This is a genomic window from Pseudomonas sp. TSO6 (assembly GCF_056098905.1).
In genome coordinates, this window is the sequence record NZ_JBLZWV010000062.1 from 17,264 (window position 1) to 37,039 (window position 19,776).

Consider the following 19,776-nt stretch of genomic DNA (forward strand, 5'->3'; position numbering starts at 1 on the left):
CCTAATTTTCCTGGCTGGAGGAACCACCATGTCACTGAGCGTCTTCGACCTGTTCAAGATCGGCATCGGCCCCTCCAGCTCCCATACGGTCGGCCCGATGCGTGCTGCCGCACGTTTCGCCGAAGGGCTGCGCCGTGATGACCTGCTCACCCGCACCGCCAGCGTCAAGGCCGAGCTGTATGGCTCCCTGGGCGCCACCGGCAAGGGCCACGGCAGTGACAAGGCCGTACTGCTAGGCCTTGAAGGTGAACACCCCGACTCCGTCGACACCGGCTCCATACCAGGCCGCCTGCAGGCCATCCGCGACAGCGGCCACATCAACCTGCTGGGCGAACAGCGCATTGCGTTCATCGAAAAGCAGCACCTGGCAATGATCCGCAAGCCACTGGACTACCACCCAAACGGCATGATCTTCCGCGCCTTCGACGACGCCGGCCTGCAAATCCGCAGCCGCGAATACTACTCGGTGGGCGGTGGTTTCGTGGTCGACGAGGATGCCGCCGGCCACGACCGTATCGTCGAGGACAGCACCGTACTGCCCTACCCGTTCAAGACCGCCAAGGAACTGCTTGGCCACTGCACCACGCAGAACCTGTCGGTGAGCCAGGTGATGCTGGCCAACGAGGCCGCCTGGCGCCCGGAGGCGGAGACCCGCGCCGGGCTGCTGCGTATCTGGCAGGTGATGCAGGATTGCGTCGAAGCCGGCTGCCAGAATGAAGGCATCCTGCCGGGCGGGCTCAAGGTCAAGCGGCGGGCGCCAGCCCTGTATCGCCAGCTGAGCCGTCACCCGGAGGCCAGCCTGCGCGATGCGCTGTCGGTGCTCGACTGGGTCAACCTTTATGCCCTGGCGGTGAACGAGGAAAACGCCAATGGCGGGCGTGTGGTTACCGCGCCCACCAACGGCGCGGCGGGCATCGTCCCGGCGGTGCTGCACTACTACATGCGCTTCGTGCCGGGCGCCAGCGACGACGGGGTGGTGCGTTTTCTGCTCACCGCCGCGGCGATCGGCATCCTGTACAAGGAGAACGCCTCCATCTCCGGCGCCGAAGTGGGCTGCCAGGGTGAAGTCGGCGTGGCCTGCTCCATGGCCGCCGGCGCGCTGTGCGAAGTGATGGGCGGCACCGTGCAGCAGGTGGAAAACGCTGCCGAAATCGGCATGGAACACAACCTGGGCCTGACCTGCGACCCGATCGGCGGGTTGGTCCAGGTGCCCTGCATCGAGCGCAATGCCATGGGCTCGGTGAAAGCGATCAACGCGGTGCGCATGGCCTTGCGCGGCGACGGCCAGCACTTCGTGTCGCTCGACAAGGTCATCCGCACCATGCGCCAGACCGGCGCCGACATGAAAAGCAAATACAAGGAGACCGCCCGCGGCGGTCTTGCCGTCAACATCATCGAATGTTGACCCAACAATAAACCCAAGGAGTCACCGATGTCCGAAACACTGCTCAAGACCCCACTGCACGCCCTGCACCTGGAACTGGGTGCGCGCATGGTGCCGTTTGCCGGCTACGACATGCCGGTGCAGTACCCGCTGGGCGTGCTCAAGGAACACCTGCACACCCGTGAGCAGGCCGGCCTGTTCGATGTCTCGCACATGGGCCAGATCATCCTGCGCGGAGCCGATGCCGCCAAGGCCCTGGAAAGCCTGGTGCCGGTGGATATCATCGACCTGCCGGTGGGCATGCAGCGCTACGCCATGTTCACCAATGAACAAGGCGGCATCCTTGACGACCTGATGGTTGCCAACCTGGGCGACGACACTCTGTTCCTGGTGGTCAACGCCGCCTGCAAGGACCAGGACCTGGCCCACCTGCAAACGCACATCGGTGGCCGTTGCGAGGTGCAGCCGCTGTTCGAACAACGTGCCCTGCTTGCCCTGCAAGGGCCGGCAGCGGTCAAGGTGCTGGAGCGCCTGGCCCCGGAAGTGGCCGGCATGACCTTCATGCAGTTCCGGCCGGTAAAACTGCTGGGTGAAGACTGCTTCGTCAGCCGCTCAGGCTACACCGGCGAAGACGGCTACGAAATTTCGGTACCGGTCCAGGCCGCCGAAGCCTTGGCCCGCCGCCTGCTGGCCGAGCCCGAAGTACAGCCTATCGGCCTGGGCGCACGCGACTCGCTGCGCCTGGAAGCCGGCCTGTGCCTGTATGGCCATGACATGAATACCGAGACCACCCCGATCGAAGCCAGCCTGCTGTGGGCGATATCCAAGGTGCGCCGTGCCGACGGTGCACGTGCGGCAGGCTTCCCCGGCGCCGAAGCGATCTTTGCCCACCAGCGCGACGGTGTGGCGCGCAAACGTGTCGGCCTGTTGCCGCAGGAGCGCACGCCAGTACGTGAAGGCGCGGATATTGTCGATGCAAACGATAAGCCGGTAGGTAAAGTGTGCAGCGGCGGCTTTGGCCCGACACTCGGCGCACCTGTTGCAATGGGTTATATCGATAGCGAACATGCTGCACTCGACACCGCACTGTTTGCCGTGGTGCGCGGCAAGAAGGTGGCCTTGAAAGTCAGCAAAATGCCTTTCGTGGCGCAACGTTACTACCGTGGTTGAAACGGCTTTGTGAAGGTTATGGCCAGGTTCGACATATTCGTTTTCGAACCTGCCCAATAACTTTTGAACATGGCGCCAGGCCAGGCGCCATGCCGTTTCCGACAAATTGGTCGGTTATCGGCAAGCGGCCGATTTTCCATTCGACCAAGGGCTTGTTTTTCGCTCGGGAGTTGTCGTAGAGTCACTGCACTGTGTTTGCATGGGTCGCAACAGTTCGTGACCTGGGCCAGTAGCCGCAATCTGCTACAACCCGTTCGACGTCTCTTACTTTCCTGCAACCCAGCCCAGTAGTCTTTTGCTTACAAACAATGCAGAAGAAACTGTCATCAAAATTTAAGTTTCATAGGAAATAAGACAATGGCTGAGCGTCAGAACGGTACCGTCAAGTGGTTCAATGACGAAAAAGGTTACGGTTTCATCACCCCAGAACAAGGTCCGGATCTGTTCGTGCACTTCCGCGCCATCCAGGGCAACGGCTTCAAAAGCCTGAAAGAAGGCCAGAAAGTGACCTTCGTTGCTGTGCAAGGCCAAAAAGGCATGCAGGCTGACGAAGTCCAGGCTGAAGCCTGATACTTCTAGAAAAGAGCCCCTGCGTTGACGCGCAGGGGCTTTTTTTTGCTTGCGATTCCATAGAATGAGCTTTTTCCCCTGGAGTTGCCGAGCGATGCCCAAGCCCCACCTTATCCCTCAGGGGGACTTCCCCGCTGCTGGCCTGGGCCGACGACTGGCCGCGATGTTCTATGACTTCCTGTTATGTACTGCGCTGCTCATCGTGACCGCCGGTGCCTACAAGCTGATCCAGATGGCGATCATTGGCGAAGCGCGCATGCGTGAGCTGACCGAAGCCGGCGCACTGGATGGCGACCCCCTGTTGTCGACGGTACTGCTGTTCGCCTTGTTTGGCTTCTTTGCCAAGTTCTGGACCCATGGCGGGCAGACGCTGGGCATGCAGGTGTGGGGCGTGCGCGTGCAGAATGCGGATGGTTCGGCCATCAGCCTGTGGCAGGCGTTGTTGCGCTTCGTGGTATCGATTGCCTCATGGCTATGCCTGGGGCTGGGGTTCTTCTGGGTGTTGATCGACAAGCGCAAGCGTGGCTGGCATGACATCTATTCGGAAAGCCAGCTGGTGCGGGTGCCGAAGCAAAAGAAATGACTTGAGCCTTGTGTTGCCTTGCTCCGGCCCTATCGCCGGCAAGCCAGCTCCCACAGGTACCCGACAATGCTCAGCATTCGTGCTGAACCTGTGGGAGCTGGCTTGCCGGCGATAGGGCCATCAGCCACAAAAAAGCCGACACTGGGGTCGGCTTTTTTGTACAAATCAGGCCACTATCCTGCCCGGCGCAATAGCCAGACACCGGCCAAGGCACAGATCCCCGCCGGGATCACCACCGCCAGCAGCGGCGGGAAGCCGAACACCTGGCTGGATGGCCCCAGCAGGTCCTGGGCAATGCGGAACACGAAACCCACCAGCACACCGGTGAACACGCGCTGGCCAAGGGTTACCGAGCGCAGCGGGCCGAAGATGAAGGAAATCGCCATCAGCACCAGCGCCGCGGTGACCATCGGCTGCAGCACCTTGGTCCAGAACGCCAACCAGTAACGGGCATTGTTAAGGCCCTGGTCGGACAGGTAGTGGATGTAATCCCACAACCCGGTAATGGACAGCGACTCCGGCGCCAGGATCACCGTATTGAGCAGTTCTGGCGTGAGCGAAACGTCCCAGCGCTCCTGCGGTGCGCTGACGACTTCAGTGTGGTCGCCACGGAAGTAGGTGGTACGCACGTCGGCGAGCAACCAGTGGTCGCTCTGGTACTGCGCGCGGCGGGCGAAGCTCGAAGTAACGATCTTGCGCTCGCTGTCGAAGCGGTAACGGGTCACACCCAGCAACAGGCCGTTGGGCTGCACGGCGTTGATGTGCACGTACTCTTCACCCTGGCGGTGCCACATGCCGCGCTTGGAGCTTTGCGCCTCACCACCGCCCTGGGCCAGGGAACGGTCGGCCTGGGCCTTGTTCTCGGTCACCGGTGCCACGTATTCGCCAATCAGCAGGCCGACCAGCATCAGCACCAGCATCGGCTTCATCACCGCCCAGACGATGCGGCCGATGGACACCCCGGCCGCACGCATGATGGTCAGTTCGCTGCTGCTGGCCAGGCTGCCCAGGCCGATCAGGCAGCCGATCAGGGCGGCCATCGGCAGCATGTCGTACAGCCGCCGAGGTGCGGTGAGCATGACGAAGTTGCCAGCCTCCATCACCGTGTAGGTGTCACTCAGGTCGCTCATCTCGTCGATGAAGGCGAACAGCGAGGCCAGGCCGAGGATGATGCCCAGCACCGCAAGGATGGCCAGCAGTACGCTCTGGCCGATGTAGCGGTCCAGCTTACCCATGGGCCACCTCCGCACGACGGGCGGCGCGCTTGAGGCGCATCGGTTCCCAGTACAACAGGCCGAGGCCTATCAGCAGGAACAGGCCGTGGACCCACCACATGCCCAGGCCAATCGGCAATTTGCCCTTCTCGAGGGCGCCGCGTACGGAAATCAGCATTGTCAGGTAGGCCATGTACAAGAGAATTGCCGGCAGCAGCTTGAGGAAGCGGCCCTGGCGGGGGTTGACCCGGGACAGCGGTACCGCCAGCAGGGTCACGACGAATACCAGGATCGGCAGCGACAGCCGCCATTGCAGCTCGGCACGCTCCCGCAGGCCCTTCTTGCCGATCAGCTCGGAAGTGGGGATGGCTTCGCGCTCGGTGACTTCCTCGGCGACTTCCGGTTTGGGCAGCAGCACACCATAAGTGTCGTACTTGATCGCGCGGTAATCGGCCTGGCCCGGGTTACCGTCATAGCGATAGCCGTTTTCCAGCACCAGGTAGCGGTTGCCGTCGGCCTGGATCTCCTGGTGACCTTTTTCAGCCACCAGTACCGATGGGGCGCGGTCCTTGGTCTTGTCCTGGTTGAAGCGCTTCTCGGAGATGAACACCCCGGCCAGGTTGACGCGGTCGTCCGATAGCTGCTCGGTGTAGGTCACCCGCGAACCGTCACGCAAGGTCTGGAAGCGGCCCGGCACCAAGGTGTCGAACTCGGTCAGCGTGTCCTGCTGGGCAATGATCTGCTGCACCTGGGCAACGCCCAACGGCGCAAGGCTCAGGCTCAGCCAGGCCACCAGCAGGGCGACCAGCGCCGCCGGCGCCATGGTCAACCCCAACAGGCGCTGCTGGCTCATACCGGTTGCGGACAGCACGGTCATCTCGCTTTCCAGGTAGAGCCGCCCGTACGCCAGGAGAATGCCGAGGAACAGCCCCAGAGGCAGGATCAGTTGCAGGAAACCCGGCAGCCGGAAGCCCATGATCAGGAACAGCACGCCCGGGTCGAGCACGCCTTGGGCCGCCTGGGCCAGATACTTGATGAAGCGCCCGCTCATGATGATCACCAGCAGCACAGCGCTGACGGCGCTCAAGGTCACCAGGACCTCGCGGGACAGATAACGAAAGACGATCAAACCAGACACTCCTGGGTTGTCAGGGCGGACTGCCATGCAATGGCGCCAAACAATGACTTAGTACAGCCAAGACCAATGCCGGTTCGCCAAAGGCGAACCTCCATGTAAAGTGCGCGCATTATCCTGTGATTGACCGCGCCTGTCACTTGGCCGCGCATGAAGGCGCATAACGGGGTTGTCAGCACGCTTGCCGCAGGCTCAAACTGGCAGCTTTTCCGCTGGCGCGCGACTCCGCCGCCAGGCCCGTCCAGAGCGCTGGAACACACAGCGCCATTCGTATCGATCATTCGGGGACCCTGACATGGAACTGGTTGTAAAAAGCGTAGCTGCTGCATCCGTAAAAACCGCCACCCTGGTCATTCCGGTAGGTGAAAACCGCAAGCTCGGCGCTGTTGCCAAGGCTGTCGACCTGGCCAGCGAAGGTGCCATCAGCGCTGTGCTCAAGCGCGGCGACCTGGCTGGCAAGCCAGGCCAGACACTGCTGCTGCAGAACCTGCAGGGCCTGAAAGCCGAGCGCGTGCTGCTGGTGGGCAGCGGCAAGGACGAAGCCCTGGGCGACCGCACCTGGCGCAAACTGGTCGCCAGCGTGGCCGGCGTGCTCAAGGGCCTGAATGGCGCCGATGCAGTGCTGGCCCTGGACGATGTCGCGGTCAACAACCGCGATGCACACTACGGCAAATACCGCCTGCTGGCCGAAACCCTGCTGGACGGCGAGTACGTGTTCGACCGCTTCAAGAGCCAGAAGGTCGAGCCACGCGCCCTGAAAAAAGTCACCCTGCTGGCCGACAAGGCCGGCCAGGCCGAGGTCGAGCGCGCCGTCAAGCACGCCAGCGCCATTGCCACCGGCATGGCCTTCACCCGCGACCTGGGCAACCTGCCGCCTAACCTGTGCCACCCAAGCTTCCTCGCCGAACAGGCCAAGGAGCTGGGCAAGGCGCACAAGGCGCTGAAGGTCGAGGTGCTGGACGAGAAGAAGATCAAGGACCTGGGCATGGGCGCGTTCTACGCCGTGGGCCAGGGCAGCGACCAGCCACCCCGCCTGATCGTGCTCAACTATCAGGGCGGCAAAAAGGCTGACAAGCCGTTCGTGCTGGTGGGCAAGGGCATCACCTTCGATACCGGCGGCATCAGCCTCAAGCCAGGCGCCGGCATGGACGAAATGAAGTACGACATGTGCGGTGCTGCCAGCGTGTTCGGCACCCTGCGTGCGGTGCTCGAACTGCAACTGCCGGTCAACCTGGTGTGCCTGCTGGCCTGTGCCGAGAACATGCCGAGCGGCGGCGCCACCCGCCCGGGTGACATCGTCACCACCATGAGCGGCCAGACCGTCGAAATCCTCAACACCGACGCCGAAGGCCGGCTGGTGCTGTGCGACACCCTGACCTACGCCGAGCGTTTCAAGCCGCAGGCGGTGATCGACATCGCCACCCTGACCGGCGCCTGCATCGTCGCCCTGGGCAGCCACACCACCGGCCTGATGGGCAACAACGACGACCTGGTTGGCCAGTTGCTCGACGCTGGCAAGCGCGCCGACGACCGTGCCTGGCAGTTGCCGCTGTTCGATGAATACCAGGAGCAGCTGGACAGCCCGTTCGCCGACATGGGCAACATCGGCGGGCCGAAGGCCGGCACCATCACCGCAGGCTGCTTCCTGTCGCGCTTCGCCAAGGCCTACAACTGGGCGCATATGGACATCGCCGGTACCGCATGGATCAGTGGCGGCAAGGACAAAGGCGCCACAGGCCGCCCGGTACCCCTGCTGACCCAGTACCTGCTGGACCGCGCTGGCGCCTGACGCCGTGAGGCCGGTGGTGCCTTGCGCACCTCCGGCCGGCGATTACCACCATGAGCAAAGTCGACTTTTACATCCTGCCCACCGACTCGCTGTCGGCGCGGCTCGATTTCGCCTGCAAACTGTGCGAAAAGGCCTGGCGCCTCGGCCACCGGGTCTATCTGCATTGCCAGGATGAAGAACAGCGCAGCGAGCTAGACCTGCGTTTGTGGCGCTTCAAGGGTGAGGCCTTCGTGCCCCACGACCTGGCCGAGCTGCATGCCGATGCCGGCGTGGCCCTTGGCCTGGCTGACAACGCGGGCGATCACCGCGACCTGCTGATCAACCTGGGGGCCGGCGTGCCGGGCTTCGTCGGCCAGTTCGAGCGGGTGGCCGAAATCGTGGTGGAAGAGCCTGGCATCCGCCAATCAGCCCGTGAGCGATTCCGTTTCTACCGCGAACAGGGCTATGCTCTGCAAGACCACCGCTTACAGCGACTTTGACGACGATGGACAAGCCCTCCCCTTTGCCCGACTCCGCCCATCTGCTCGATGACCTCGAGTCGATCCGCCAGCTGCTTGGCGACGCCGACCTGCAACCGCCGCTGCTGACCGAGACGGTGGAACAGATCCCGTTACTGCTGGAAGAACCTGCCGGTAACCCTGCGCCTGATGGCGAGCCAATCGCTGTCGAGCCCGAGGAAGACCCGCAGACACGCCGGCAGGACACCCTGCTGCACCTGGAAAGCGAGCTGCGCGCAGCGGCGCAGATGATCATGCAGGACGTGATCAACGACTTCACCCCGCATATCGAGAACGAGATCAAGCGCCGGCTGGATGCGCGGATCGAGCGGTTGATCAAGCGTACCGAGTGATCGGAGCCACCTCTTCTGAAATAGCCACTGGCCTCATCGCCGGCAAGCCCGCTCCCACAAGTATTGCGCAAGGCCTGAAGCCAGCGCCCATCCTGTGGGAGCTGGCTTGCCGGCGATGAGGTCAGCCCACGCAACAAAGGACTAGCTGTCGCTTGCGGCCCCCAGCTTGGTTATACTTCCCGGCTTTCCCGAATAAATGCACAGGGTCCCGCCGCGCATGGATAAGACCTACCAGCCGCACGCCATCGAAACTTCCTGGTACAACACCTGGGAGTCCGAGAACTATTTCGCCCCACAAGGTGCAGGCGAGTCCTACACCATCATGATCCCGCCGCCGAACGTGACCGGCAGCCTGCACATGGGCCACGGGTTCAACAACGCGATCATGGACGCCCTGATCCGTTTCCGCCGCATGCAAGGCCGCGACACCCTGTGGCAGCCAGGTACCGACCACGCCGGTATCGCCACCCAGATGCTGGTCGAGCGCCAGCTCGAAGCCAAGGGCCAGAACCGGCACGACCTGGGCCGCGAGAAGTTCCTGGAAAAAGTCTGGGAATGGAAGGACCAGTCCGGTGGCAACATCAGCCGCCAGATCCGCCGTCTGGGCTCGTCGGTAGACTGGAGCCGCGAGCGTTTCACCATGGATGACGGCCTGTCCGACGCGGTCAAGGAAGCTTTCGTGCGCCTGCACGAAGACGGCCTGATCTACCGCGGCAAGCGCCTGGTCAACTGGGACACCAAGCTGCACACGGCCATCTCCGACCTCGAAGTGGAAAACCACGACGAAAAGGGCCACCTGTGGAACCTGCGCTACCCGTTGGCCGACGGCGCCAAGACCGCCGAGGGCCTGGACTACCTGGTCGTTGCCACCACCCGTCCGGAAACCCTGCTGGGTGACGCGGCCGTTGCGGTCAACCCGACTGACGAACGCTACCAGGCGCTAATCGGCAAGTTCGTCGAACTGCCGCTGGTTGGCCGCCGCATCCCGATCATCGCCGACGACTACTGCGACCCCGAGTTCGGTACCGGCTGCGTGAAGATCACCCCGGCTCACGACTTCAACGACTACGAAGTCGGCAAGCGCCACAACCTGCCGCTGCTGAACATCTTCGACAAGAATGCCTTCGTGCTGGCCAGCGCCCAGGCCTTCAACCTCGACGGCAGTATCAACGAGCAGGTCGACACCCGCCTGCCGGCCCAGTACGCCAACCTTGACCGCTTCGTCGCGCGCAAGCAGATCGTTGCCGACCTGGACGCCCAGGGCCTGCTGGTGAGCATCGACGACCACGCCCTGAAAGTGCCAAAAGGCGACCGTTCGGGCACCGTCATCGAGCCGTGGCTGACGGACCAGTGGTACGTCTCCACCAAGCCGCTGGCAGAACCTGCCATTGCTGCCGTGGAAGATGGCCGCATCCAGTTCGTGCCCAAGCAGTACGAGAACATGTACTTCTCCTGGATGCGTGACATCCAGGACTGGTGCATCAGCCGCCAGCTGTGGTGGGGCCACCGCATCCCCGCGTGGTACGACGAGGCCGGCCAAGTCTACGTTGGCCGCGACGAAGCCGAAGTGCGTGCCAAGCACAACCTGGGCGCCGACGTGGCCCTGCGCCAGGACGACGACGTACTCGACACCTGGTTCAGCTCGGGCCTGTGGACCTTCTCCACCCTGGGCTGGCCGGAACAGACCGAGTTCCTCAAGAAGTTCCACTCCACCGATGTGCTGGTAACCGGCTTCGACATCATCTTCTTCTGGGTTGCGCGCATGATCATGCTGACCATGCACCTGATCAAGAACGAAGACGGCACCCCGCAAGTCCCGTTCAAGACCGTGTACGTGCACGGCCTGGTGCGTGACGGCCAGGGCCAGAAGATGTCCAAGTCCAAGGGCAACGTCCTCGACCCGCTGGACATCGTCGACGGCATTACCCTCGACGCCCTGCTGGAAAAACGCACCAGCGGCATGATGCAGCCCAAGCTTGCCGAGAAGATCGCCAAGCAGACCAAGGCCGAGTTCCCCGAAGGTATCGCCAGCTACGGCACCGACGCCCTGCGCTTCACCTTCTGCTCGCTGGCCTCCACTGGCCGCGACATCAAGTTCGACATGGGCCGCGTCGAAGGCTACCGCAACTTCTGCAACAAGATCTGGAACGCCGCCCGCTACGTACTGGACAAAGGCGAAGACTGCGGCCAGAACGGCGAAGCCTACGAACTGTCGTTGGCTGACCGCTGGATCATCTCGCAGCTGCAGCGCACCGAAGCCGAAGTGACCCGCCAGCTGGAGCAGTTCCGCTTCGACCTGGCCAGCCAGGCGCTTTACGAGTTCATCTGGAACCAGTACTGCGACTGGTACCTGGAGCTGTCCAAGCCGGTCCTGTGGGACGAAAACGCCCCGGTCGAGCGCGCCCGCGGCACCCGTCGCACCCTGGTGCGCGTACTGGAAGTGGCGCTGCGCCTGGCGCACCCGTTCATGCCGTTCATTACCGAAGAAATCTGGCAGCGCATCGCGCCACTGGCCGGTATCGAAGGCAAGACCATCATGCTGCAGCCGTGGCCGGTGGCCAATGAAGCGCGCATCGACGCAGCTGCCGAAGGCGACATCGAGTGGCTGAAGGAACTGATGGTCGGCCTGCGCAATATCCGCGCCGAGATGAACATCGGCCCGGGCAAGCCGCTGCCGCTGTTCCTGAAAAACGCCAACGCCGACGACCAGCGCCGCCTGCACGAAAACGAAGCGCTGCTGAAGAAGCTGGCCAAGGTCGAGTCGTTCACCGTCCTCGGCGATGCCGACGAAGCGCCGCTGTCGGCCACTGCCCTGGTCGGTGACCTGCAAGTGCTGGTGCCAATGGCCGGCCTGATCGACAAGGATGCCGAGCTGGCGCGCCTGAACAAGGAAATCCAGCGTCTGCAAGGCGAAGTGCAACGTGTTGGCGGCAAGCTGTCCAACGCCGCCTTCGTCGACAAGGCACCGCCTGCCGTGATCGAAAAGGAACGCGCCAAGCTGGCCGAGTCCGAACAGGCCCTGGCCAACTTCACCGAGCAGCATGCGCGGATTGCAGCGCTGTAACTTGACACTGCTGATCTGACCAGCGAGGGCTTCGCCCTCGTTCGCGGCACAAGGCCGCTCCTACAGGGACGGCGCCGGTTTCAAGGGCGCCGCTATCCTGCAGGAGCGGCCTTGTGCCGCGAATGGGCCGCACAGCGGCCGCCTGGCCAGCACATGCAGCACCGGACCCGAGCATGACCCAAGACAAACCCACCCTGCACCCGCGCAACCGCCACCAGGGCCGTTACGACTTCCCCAGCCTGATCAAGGCCCACCCTGACCTGGCGCGCTTTACCATCACCAACCCCCACGGCAAACCCAGCATCGACTTCGCCAACCCCGAAGCCGTGCGGGTGTTCAACCGCGCCCTGCTCAAGGCCCAGTACGGCATCCAGCACTGGGACATCCCCGCCGATTACCTGTGCCCACCCATTCCCGGTCGCGCCGACTACATCCACGCGGCCGCCGACCTGCTGGCCGACGACAATGCCGGTGAAGTGCCCAAAGGCGCACAGGTGCGGGCGCTGGATATCGGCGTGGGTGCCAACTGCATCTACCCGCTGCTGGGCTACAGCGACTACCGCTGGCGCTTCCTCGGCTCGGACATCGACCCCGTGGCCCTGGCCTCGGCCAAGGCCATCGTCCAGGCCAATGGCCTGGGCAAGGCCATCACCCTGCGCCAACAGGCCAACCGCGCGTATATCCTCAGCGGCCTGCTGCAGGATGACGACCGCTTCGACCTGACCCTGTGCAACCCGCCCTTCCATGCCTCGCGCGAGGAAGCCACCCGCGGCAGCCAGCGCAAGTGGAAAAACCTCGGCAAGCAGGACCCCAAGCGCAAGCTGCCGGTGCTGAACTTCGGGGGCCAGAACAATGAATTGTGGTGCGAAGGCGGCGAAATCCGCTTTGTCACCCAACTGGTTGGCGAAAGTGTGCAGTACGCCAAACGGGTGCTGTGGTTTACCAGCCTGGTGTCCAAGGCCAGCAACCTGCCGGGGATAGACGCTGCGTTGAAAAAGGCCGGTGCCAAGGCCGTACGCATCATTGAGATGGGCCAGGGGCAGAAACAGAGCCGCATGGTCGCCTGGAGCTTCCATGACGACGCCGCGCGCAAGGCCTGGCACGCCCAGCGTAAATCACAGGCATGAAAAAACCGCGCCTGGGCAAGCCAGGCGCGGTTTTTGTCAACGCTTCAACAATTACTTGTTGATGGCATCGGTCAGCACTTTGGCTGGAACGAACTTGACGACTTTCTTGGCAGCGATTTCGATGGCAGCGCCAGTCGAAGGGTTGCGGCCGGTACGGGCAGGACGCTCGGAGACTTTCAGCTTGCCGATGCCTGGCAGAGTGATTTCAGCGCCGTTTTCCAGTTGGTCGGCAACGATCTGGCCCAGTTGCTCCAGAGCGTTTTTAGCGGTGGCTTTTGGCGCGGCGATCGATTCGGCGATGTCGGCAATCAGTTGGTCTTTGGTCAATGCCATGGTGATGTTCCTTCCCTATCAAATTCGATGGTTATGCAGCGAACTACGACGTTATCGGGCCAGCCCCTTACAGTGGAGGGCCGCGCCAATCGCGTATGTAGATACGTAAATCGGCGTTTGGTTCGACACGACGACAGCACGCTGCCAGCACTGCGCCATATGAGGGGCGCAAGACCGCGCAAAACTACCACAGGAATGGATAAATATCCGCTGCGCACTTCGATTTAATGCAGGTTTTTCGGGGGTTTTAGCCTAAAACGCGCAAAACTGAACAAAAAACGAACAACCGACATATCTGCCAACATACGGCCACTGCATCACCTTGTGTCTAGGGTAAACTTGACGCCTTTTGCAGCTCGCCGAGAATCCCATGCCAATCCGTCATTGCATCGTTCACCTGATCGACAAAAAGCCCGATGGCAGCCCTGCTGTACTGCACGCCCGCGACGCCGAGCTGGCGGCTTCCGACGCCATCGAAAACCTGCTGGCAGACCTCAACGACAGTTACAACGCCAAGCAAGGCAAGGCCTGGGGGTTCTTCCACGGTGAGTCCGGGGCGTATCCGCTGAGCGGCTGGCTGAAGCAGTACCTCGACGAGGAAAAGGACTTCACCGCATTCAGCCGCGTGGCGGTGGAGCACCTGCAAAAGCTGATGGAAGAGTCCAACCTGTCTACTGGCGGCCACACCCTTTTTGCTCACTACCAGCAAGGCATGACCGAATACCTGGCGATTGCCCTGTTGCACCACAGTGAAGGCGTGGCGGTGAACGCCGAGCTTGATGTGACCCCTTCGCGCCACCTTGACCTTGGCCAGTTGCACCTGGCAGCGCGCATCAACCTGTCGGAGTGGAAGAACAACAAGAATTCCAAGCAGTACATTTCGTTCATCAAAGGCAAGAACGGCAAAAAGGTCTCGGACTATTTCCGCGACTTCATCGGCTGCCAGGAAGGCGTCGACGGCCCGGGCGAAACCCGCACCCTGCTCAGGGCCTTCAGTGACTTCGTCGAGAGCGAAGACTTGCCCGAAGAGTCCGCCCGCGAAAAGACCCAGACCCTGGTCGAATACGCGACTAGCCAGACCAAAATGGGCGAACCGGTAACGCTGGAGGAACTGTCCAGCCTGATCGACGAGGACCGGCCAAAGGCGTTCTACGATCATATCCGCAACAAGGATTACGGCCTGTCGCCGGAAATCCCCGCAGACAAGCGCACCCTCAACCAGTTCCGCCGCTTCACCGGGCGTGCCGAGGGGCTGTCGATCAGCTTCGAGGCGCACCTGCTGGGGGACAAGGTTGAATATGATGAAGAGGCTGGTACCTTGGTTATCAAGGGCCTGCCAACTCAGCTGGTCGATCAGCTCAAGCGCCGCAAGGACTGATCAGCTGCCTGCATAGGAGGCGACCAGCGCCTCCTTGGCCGACTTGCGCAGCCGCTTCACCAGCCGCTCCTGGCGCAACGCCTCGCCTTTGTTCGGCCACTGCTCCACATAGACCAGCGCCTGCGCGGGGCTGGTCTTGAAATACCGCGCGCCCTGCCCTTTCTGATGCGCCACGAAACGCCGCTGCGGGTCGTCACTGATACCGCAGTAGAGCGAACCATTGGCGGCACGCACAAGGTAGACATACCAGGGTTTCGCTACCGGTTGCGGCAATTCTTCACTCACGACGCCAGCTCTTTCGATGATTAATTTGGTGAGCCCAACGCTTGAGGGCTACATCATGTTCCGCACACTACCGCAAATACTGCTCGGCGCAACGCTGTCGACCATTGCCATTACCGCCAACGCCTCCATCGGCGCAAAGGTCGCCCAAAAAATGCAGGCCAACTATGACTCGACCCCGCCACAATGCGAGGGCGAAGCCGTACCCGCCCATGCCTGTTCCGGGGTGCTGCTAAGGTCGACGCGGCCCTCGCCCGCTTATCACACCTGGCACCACAGCCCCAACTCCAAGGCCAAAGGTGCGGTGTCGTTTTCCTACCTGCGCGCAGATATTCCGGTGACCCGCCTGGCAGAAGATGGCCGCAGCGGTTTCACCTTGCACCCCATGCTGCAACGGCCCAAAGGCACCATGCGCTATGAAATGCTCTGCGCCATGCCCAGCGATGGCGATACCTGGGAACGCGGCTCCCGCGGCTGCGGCGACAACCGCCAGACGGCTGAAGTAGAAACCGTCTGCCATGAGCAGGGCATCCTGACGGCGGAGGACTGGATCGCGCAGTTCAGGAAAACCGGTGACTACAAACAGCAATGTGCCTTCGACATCCAGCGCGCACGGGTGCCGGAGCGGGCCGAGGCTTTCCACCAAAGCCTGCGGACCAGGCAATTGTTCGCCGCGGAAATGCCGTTCCCGTGGAACGAGGTGATGATCGGCGCGTGGAACGAAGCACGCTCCGCCAGCCTGCCGATTCAATCGTTCTTCTACATCGACGGCCCACACGGCGCGCTTGAGCAGGCTCAGGCGGACCAGCGCGACTGGCACCAGACCCACGGCAGTTTCATTCCCGTCATCCGCATACAGCTGCCCAAGTCACTGCAGGACAGTGCCAGGTTCAGCTACCACGAGGACGATCAGGCTGTAGCGCTGCCCTGACTGTGCTGGTAAGCCCGCAGGCCCTTGAAGGCCTGCTGGCGAACCTTGTTCTTGAGCATGGGCGACCACCCCAGCAACACCCCCGGCACACCCAGCGCCTGCCGCGACCAGCGCCATAGGTCGAAGGTGTCGTCATGCTGGCAGATCAACCCATCGCGAATGACAAACCGTGCCTGGATGTCGTTGACCACAATACGGCCGGTCTGGCTGAACAGGTAGGTCGCCACCCAGTGCGCGCCGCCGCTGCGCTCGTCGGCGCGCACACTGTCGAATGCCAGGGTGAAGTCTTTGGCGCGGGTGGTGAGCATGCGCCACATGTCCCCCGCATCCTTCCCGCGCAGGGTGCCGAAAACCGGGTCGCTGAAAACGATATCGTCGCTGTAGCAGGCCACCATGGCCTCGGCGTCCAGGCGCTGGAAGGCCTGGTAGAAGCGGGTGATCAGGTCGCGGTTGGCATCACTCATGGGGCAGGTCCGTCCTGGGCTCGAAAGCAGCACGATAATCTGCCCCGATGGCTTATGCCAGTCTCAAACTTTTTCGCTGGTCACCTGCACATGCAACGCCCGCCCGGCACCCAGCCCGAACACGATTGCACCTACCCCCAGCACAGCAAAAATCCACCCTACTGCCGCCCAGCCCCCTGTCAGGTCATGCACCAGGCCCACCGCAAACGGCCCCATCGACGCCAGGGTATAACCTACCCCCTGGGCCATGCTCGACAGGTTCGCGGCCACATGGGCATCTTTCGAGCGCAGCACGATCAAGGTCAGCGCCAGGGCAAAGGTTCCGCCCTGCCCCAGGCCCAACACCACGGCCCATCCCCACAGCCCGGACACCGGTGCATACAGGCAACCGAACAGGCCAGCCAGGGTAATCAGCATGACCAGCACGATCGCCAGCCGCTGGTCCTTGCCGCGGGTGGCCAGCCAAGGCGCACTCAGCGAGCTGACCAGCTGCACGATCACCGACCCCGACAACACCAGCCCCGCCTCGGTCGGGCTCAGGCCGCGACCGATGAGGATCGATGGCAACCAGCCGAACACGATGTAAGCCAGCGATGACTGCAGGCCCATGTAAAGGGTCACCTGCCAGGCCAGCGGGTCACGCCACAGGCCACGCACGCGATAGGCCACCTTGTGCAGGCCATGCCCCTGGCGGGCCTGCGGCAGCCACACCAGCATGGCCAGCAGGGCCGGTAGCACCCAGAAGCCCAACCCCAGCGCCCAGCTGCCGTCAAAATGTTGGGCCAAAGGTACGGTGGCACCGGCTGCCATCGCTGCGCCCAGGCACAACGCCATGGTGTACACACCGGTCAGTGTGCCAGCGTGCTGCGGGAAGTCGCGCTTGACGATACCCGGCAACAGCACGCCGATAATTCCGATGCTGGCCCCCGCCATCAGGCTGCCAAGGAACACCCCGATGGCCCCAAAGGCGCTTCGCACCACGATGCCCAGCGCCAGCGTGACGAGAATGCCCAGAATCACCCGCTCGCTGCCAAAACGCCGCGCCAGCACCGGCGCCAGTGGGGCGAACAGCCCCAGGCACAGCACCGGCAAGGTGGTCAGCAACCCGGCCTGCGAGGCACTCAGCCCCAGGCCTTCGGCAACCTGCCCCAGCACCGGCGCCATGCTCGACAACGCAGGGCGCAGGTTCAATGCCACCAGCACCAGGCCAAGCAGCAACAGCCAAGGCCGCCGCAATACCACAGGCTGCTGCTGCACCTGCTCGTCGTCCGCTTCCGCGTCGATCAGCAGCTCATCGAGGTCCCGCTCGTTGCGCGGGTTGTTACGGGTGATGGATTCAGCCATGGCCTTCTCGGAGTCAGGATTCGATGAGGGTACGGCTCAGGCGCTTGGCCCGCTCCGCATCACGTTGTTCGATGGCATCGAGGATCTGCCCATGCAGATCGAACGTGGCCTGGCATCGGGGCACGGTCGCCATGTTGTGCTGAAGAGCGGCAGCCACCACCCCGGAAAAGTACCGGTACAGCTCGCTCAATGCCGGGTTGTGGGCGGCATCGACCAGCCGCTGGTGAAACACCAGGTCACACGCTACATAGGCATCGACATTCCCGTGGAAGTGCCCGGCACTGCCGGCCAGGGCCTCGCGCAGCGCTTGCAGGTCGGCATCCGTGCGGCGCAACGCCGCCAGGCCAATGGCCTCGGCTTCGAGGATATGGCGGGTTTCACGGGCCTGCTCGGGGGTGCAGCGGGACATTGCCTGCACCGCCTGCAATGGGTCCTGAGCCGTGCGCAGGTAGCTGCCGTCGCCCTGACGAATTTCCACCAGGCCACTGAACGCCAGCACGCGCATGGCCTCACGCACAGTGTTGCGGCTGATGCCCAGCTGAAGGGCCAGTTCCGGCTCGGTGGGCAAACGCTGGCCGACTTGCCAGTCGCCCAACACGATGCGCTCGCGCATGCGCTCCACGGCCAGTTCGACCAGGGAACGCTTGGTCAACTCGGTGCTCATCTTACTCAACCAATCATCCGATGAATTAGCACAGCTTACTGGATGCCGGGTAACGCCGCAAACCACCTGGTATTTCTGCCAGTTGTGAACAAAACCCTTTGTTGCAACGCTCGCAGTGTTTTTTCAGGGGTGTACTTACATGCGACTGGCGAGCCTGATGTTAATGCTGTTTCTGGCAATGCTGCCGGGTTGCGATCCGGCCAGACACCCCAGCCGCCCCAAAGCCTTGCTCATCGGGCTGGACGGTGTGCAATTGGAGCAATACCTGCTGTTGGGCGACGCCACCAACCTGAAACAACGGCTGTATTACGGCAAGGCCTACGCTGGCGGAATCAACGGCAAGGCCAGCGAGCAGCCTACCTTGAGCGGCCCGGGCTGGGTCACGCTGCTTACCGGCGTCTGGAGCAACAAGCATGGCGTCGACTCGGATACCGAGTCGTTGCGGGTAGATCCGGCGTTTCCCAGCCTGTTCAAAAGGCTGCGCCTGGCCATGCCCAACGCTTACCTGTCCAGTGTGGTGGGTTGGTCGCCGCTGAACACGGCATTCCTGCTGGAAGATGCCCATGGTGCCGATGTACGCGAGAGTGGTTTGTCAGATGCGCGGGTAATTGAACGAACGCTGCAAATCCTTGCCAACACGCCGGCCGACTTCACATTCATTCAGCTGGATGCGGCAGACCAGGTCGGGCACGACAGTGGCTTTGGCGATCACTATCAGCAGGCGTTGCGCACACTCGATAGCCAGATCGGGCATTTGCTGGACAAGGTCGACGAACGCCGGCGCCTGCACCCGCAGGAAGACTGGCTGGTGATCATCAGCACAGACCATGGGCGCGATTACTGGGGGAAAGGCCATGGCAGCGCTTCGGAGCAGGAAAAGAGCATCTTCATCGCCAGCAACAAGCCGCTGAATCAGGAGCTGACCGAGCTGAGCATTCCTGCGGAAATGCCAGGGCCCAACAACCTGTATGGCCTCCCCGCGCAGACTTCAGTGGCACCCACTGTGCTACGCCACATGGGCCTGACGCTGCAGCCGGAATGGCTACTGGATGGCACGCCTTTGCTGGGTAAAACCGGTGCGCGCAAGGGTCGAGCCGATGAACACAAGGGACGGTTGCGCTGGAACAGCAATGCCACTGGCTACCTGACGATTCTGAAGAACGGGCAAGTGGTTGCACAGGTACCGGCCAGGGACGGGCAATGTACTGATCCGCAGGGGATGGAAAGGCAGAACGATTACGTGCTGGTGCTTGATGGCACGCCGACGGCGGTGCGCAACCGGCCAGCCGCCAAGGCGTTTGTCATTGAAGAGAGCAGCTATTAAGCCGTGCAGGAGCAGTCCTGCGTCGATTTCAAGGCTAACAAAAGCCCTGTAGGAGCAGCCTTGTGCTGCGAAGAGGCCATTGCAGCCAAAGAAAGTCTCTTGCCTTACCGGCCTCTTCGCAGCACAAGGCTGCTCCTACAGGGTGATGCGTCAGCCTGAGTGGCGATGCA

General features: G+C 62.6%; 19 protein-coding genes. 12 read left to right on the top strand and 7 right to left on the bottom strand.

What is annotated here, in order from left to right:
- Positions 1-28: 28 nt before the first annotated feature.
- The 4 genes from ACN6NG_RS24220 to ACN6NG_RS24235 all read left to right on the top strand — a co-directional run bounded on the left by ACN6NG_RS24220 (position 29) and on the right by ACN6NG_RS24235 (position 3,707).
- Positions 29-1,405: an L-serine ammonia-lyase gene (locus tag ACN6NG_RS24220; protein WP_353455785.1), complete on the top strand. Its 1,377-nt coding sequence runs from the start codon at positions 29-31 to the stop codon at positions 1,403-1,405.
- A 27-nt stretch (positions 1,406-1,432) separates the two neighbouring features.
- Entirely contained in the window at positions 1,433-2,554 is a 1,122-nt protein-coding gene (gene gcvT, locus ACN6NG_RS24225) for a glycine cleavage system aminomethyltransferase GcvT (protein WP_353455786.1), read from the top strand.
- Between the two features lie 357 nt (positions 2,555-2,911).
- On the top strand, positions 2,912-3,124 hold the full coding sequence (locus ACN6NG_RS24230; protein ID WP_353455787.1) for a cold-shock protein: 213 nt from the start codon (positions 2,912-2,914) through the stop codon (positions 3,122-3,124).
- A gap of 94 nt (positions 3,125-3,218) precedes the next feature.
- Positions 3,219-3,707 (top strand): RDD family protein, encoded by a 489-nt coding sequence (locus ACN6NG_RS24235; RefSeq protein ID WP_016501306.1) that lies wholly within the window; start codon positions 3,219-3,221, stop codon positions 3,705-3,707.
- A gap of 173 nt (positions 3,708-3,880) precedes the next feature.
- On the opposite strand, the gene lptG is transcribed toward ACN6NG_RS24235, so the two are convergent.
- Positions 3,881-4,942 (bottom strand): LPS export ABC transporter permease LptG, encoded by a 1,062-nt coding sequence (gene lptG, locus ACN6NG_RS24240; protein ID WP_063426410.1) that lies wholly within the window; start codon positions 4,940-4,942, stop codon positions 3,881-3,883.
- Complete coding sequence (gene lptF / locus ACN6NG_RS24245; protein WP_049276550.1) at positions 4,935-6,050, bottom strand: LPS export ABC transporter permease LptF; 1,116 nt, start codon at positions 6,048-6,050, stop codon at positions 4,935-4,937. Before lptF ends, lptG begins: the two co-directional genes overlap by 8 nt.
- A 301-nt stretch (positions 6,051-6,351) precedes the next feature.
- Between lptF and ACN6NG_RS24250 the strand changes: the two genes are divergently transcribed.
- The 5 genes from ACN6NG_RS24250 (at position 6,352) to rlmF (ending at position 12,886) form a co-directional block, all read left to right on the top strand.
- Positions 6,352-7,845: a leucyl aminopeptidase gene (locus tag ACN6NG_RS24250; RefSeq protein ID WP_016501309.1), complete on the top strand. Its 1,494-nt coding sequence runs from the start codon at positions 6,352-6,354 to the stop codon at positions 7,843-7,845.
- 50 nt (positions 7,846-7,895) lie between these two features.
- A complete protein-coding gene (locus tag ACN6NG_RS24255; RefSeq protein ID WP_016501310.1) occupies positions 7,896-8,324 on the top strand; it encodes a DNA polymerase III subunit chi in 429 nt (142 codons plus the stop codon).
- Positions 8,325-8,329: 5 nt separating this feature from the next.
- Positions 8,330-8,695: a hypothetical protein gene (locus tag ACN6NG_RS24260; protein ID WP_016501311.1), complete on the top strand. Its 366-nt coding sequence runs from the start codon at positions 8,330-8,332 to the stop codon at positions 8,693-8,695.
- A gap of 217 nt (positions 8,696-8,912) precedes the next feature.
- Positions 8,913-11,759: a valine--tRNA ligase gene (locus tag ACN6NG_RS24265; RefSeq protein WP_016501312.1), complete on the top strand. Its 2,847-nt coding sequence runs from the start codon at positions 8,913-8,915 to the stop codon at positions 11,757-11,759.
- Between the two features lie 173 nt (positions 11,760-11,932).
- Positions 11,933-12,886: a 23S rRNA (adenine(1618)-N(6))-methyltransferase RlmF gene (gene rlmF / locus ACN6NG_RS24270; RefSeq protein WP_063426591.1), complete on the top strand. Its 954-nt coding sequence runs from the start codon at positions 11,933-11,935 to the stop codon at positions 12,884-12,886.
- A 51-nt stretch (positions 12,887-12,937) separates the two neighbouring features.
- Here the strand turns inward: rlmF and ACN6NG_RS24275 are convergent, their stop codons facing one another.
- Positions 12,938-13,219 carry an HU family DNA-binding protein gene (locus ACN6NG_RS24275; RefSeq protein WP_003255106.1) on the bottom strand — a complete coding sequence of 94 codons (282 nt, stop codon included), beginning with the start codon at positions 13,217-13,219 and terminating at the stop codon, positions 12,938-12,940.
- 370 nt (positions 13,220-13,589) lie between these two features.
- Here ACN6NG_RS24275 and yejK point away from each other — a divergent pair, with 370 nt between their 5' ends.
- Positions 13,590-14,597 (top strand): nucleoid-associated protein YejK, encoded by a 1,008-nt coding sequence (yejK, locus tag ACN6NG_RS24280; RefSeq protein WP_063426406.1) that lies wholly within the window; start codon positions 13,590-13,592, stop codon positions 14,595-14,597.
- On the opposite strand, the gene ACN6NG_RS24285 is transcribed toward yejK, so the two are convergent.
- Entirely contained in the window at positions 14,598-14,882 is a 285-nt protein-coding gene (locus tag ACN6NG_RS24285) for a GIY-YIG nuclease family protein (RefSeq protein WP_016485057.1), read from the bottom strand. It abuts the gene before it with no gap.
- A gap of 28 nt (positions 14,883-14,910) precedes the next feature.
- On the opposite strand from ACN6NG_RS24285, the gene ACN6NG_RS24290 reads away from it, so the two are divergent.
- On the top strand, positions 14,911-15,810 hold the full coding sequence (locus ACN6NG_RS24290; protein WP_474316643.1) for a hypothetical protein: 900 nt from the start codon (positions 14,911-14,913) through the stop codon (positions 15,808-15,810).
- Here ACN6NG_RS24290 and ACN6NG_RS24295 read toward each other — a convergent pair.
- From ACN6NG_RS24295 to ACN6NG_RS24305, 3 genes are all read right to left on the bottom strand, one after another.
- On the bottom strand, positions 15,789-16,274 hold the full coding sequence (locus ACN6NG_RS24295; protein WP_063426401.1) for a nuclear transport factor 2 family protein: 486 nt from the start codon (positions 16,272-16,274) through the stop codon (positions 15,789-15,791). The genes ACN6NG_RS24290 and ACN6NG_RS24295 overlap by 22 nt on opposite strands.
- A 63-nt stretch (positions 16,275-16,337) precedes the next feature.
- A complete protein-coding gene (locus ACN6NG_RS24300) occupies positions 16,338-17,618 on the bottom strand; it encodes a CynX/NimT family MFS transporter (protein WP_059394664.1) in 1,281 nt (426 codons plus the stop codon).
- A 13-nt stretch (positions 17,619-17,631) separates the two neighbouring features.
- Positions 17,632-18,282 carry a FadR/GntR family transcriptional regulator gene (locus ACN6NG_RS24305; RefSeq protein WP_016501318.1) on the bottom strand — a complete coding sequence of 217 codons (651 nt, stop codon included), beginning with the start codon at positions 18,280-18,282 and terminating at the stop codon, positions 17,632-17,634.
- Between the two features lie 139 nt (positions 18,283-18,421).
- On the opposite strand from ACN6NG_RS24305, the gene ACN6NG_RS24310 reads away from it, so the two are divergent.
- Positions 18,422-19,606 carry an alkaline phosphatase family protein gene (locus tag ACN6NG_RS24310; protein ID WP_474316646.1) on the top strand — a complete coding sequence of 395 codons (1,185 nt, stop codon included), beginning with the start codon at positions 18,422-18,424 and terminating at the stop codon, positions 19,604-19,606.
- Positions 19,607-19,776: the final 170 nt, after the last annotated feature.

Bases quoted from the DNA above. Each gene is read 5' to 3' on its own strand.
- ACN6NG_RS24220 (WP_353455785.1), top strand. From the start codon at position 29: ATGTCACTGAGCGTCTTCGACCTGTTCAAGATCGGCATCGGCCCCTCC.
- gcvT (WP_353455786.1), top strand. From the start codon at position 1,433: ATGTCCGAAACACTGCTCAAGACCCCACTGCACGCCCTGCACCTGGAA.
- ACN6NG_RS24230 (WP_353455787.1), top strand. From the start codon at position 2,912: ATGGCTGAGCGTCAGAACGGTACCGTCAAGTGGTTCAATGACGAAAAA.
- ACN6NG_RS24235 (WP_016501306.1), top strand. From the start codon at position 3,219: ATGCCCAAGCCCCACCTTATCCCTCAGGGGGACTTCCCCGCTGCTGGC.
- lptG (WP_063426410.1), bottom strand. From the start codon at position 4,942: ATGGGTAAGCTGGACCGCTACATCGGCCAGAGCGTACTGCTGGCCATC.
- ACN6NG_RS24250 (WP_016501309.1), top strand. From the start codon at position 6,352: ATGGAACTGGTTGTAAAAAGCGTAGCTGCTGCATCCGTAAAAACCGCC.
- ACN6NG_RS24255 (WP_016501310.1), top strand. From the start codon at position 7,896: ATGAGCAAAGTCGACTTTTACATCCTGCCCACCGACTCGCTGTCGGCG.
- ACN6NG_RS24260 (WP_016501311.1), top strand. From the start codon at position 8,330: ATGGACAAGCCCTCCCCTTTGCCCGACTCCGCCCATCTGCTCGATGAC.
- ACN6NG_RS24265 (WP_016501312.1), top strand. From the start codon at position 8,913: ATGGATAAGACCTACCAGCCGCACGCCATCGAAACTTCCTGGTACAAC.
- rlmF (WP_063426591.1), top strand. From the start codon at position 11,933: ATGACCCAAGACAAACCCACCCTGCACCCGCGCAACCGCCACCAGGGC.
- ACN6NG_RS24275 (WP_003255106.1), bottom strand. From the start codon at position 13,219: ATGGCATTGACCAAAGACCAACTGATTGCCGACATCGCCGAATCGATC.
- yejK (WP_063426406.1), top strand. From the start codon at position 13,590: ATGCCAATCCGTCATTGCATCGTTCACCTGATCGACAAAAAGCCCGAT.
- ACN6NG_RS24295 (WP_063426401.1), bottom strand. From the start codon at position 16,274: ATGAGTGATGCCAACCGCGACCTGATCACCCGCTTCTACCAGGCCTTC.
- ACN6NG_RS24300 (WP_059394664.1), bottom strand. From the start codon at position 17,618: ATGGCTGAATCCATCACCCGTAACAACCCGCGCAACGAGCGGGACCTC.
- ACN6NG_RS24305 (WP_016501318.1), bottom strand. From the start codon at position 18,282: ATGAGCACCGAGTTGACCAAGCGTTCCCTGGTCGAACTGGCCGTGGAG.
- ACN6NG_RS24310 (WP_474316646.1), top strand. From the start codon at position 18,422: ATGCGACTGGCGAGCCTGATGTTAATGCTGTTTCTGGCAATGCTGCCG.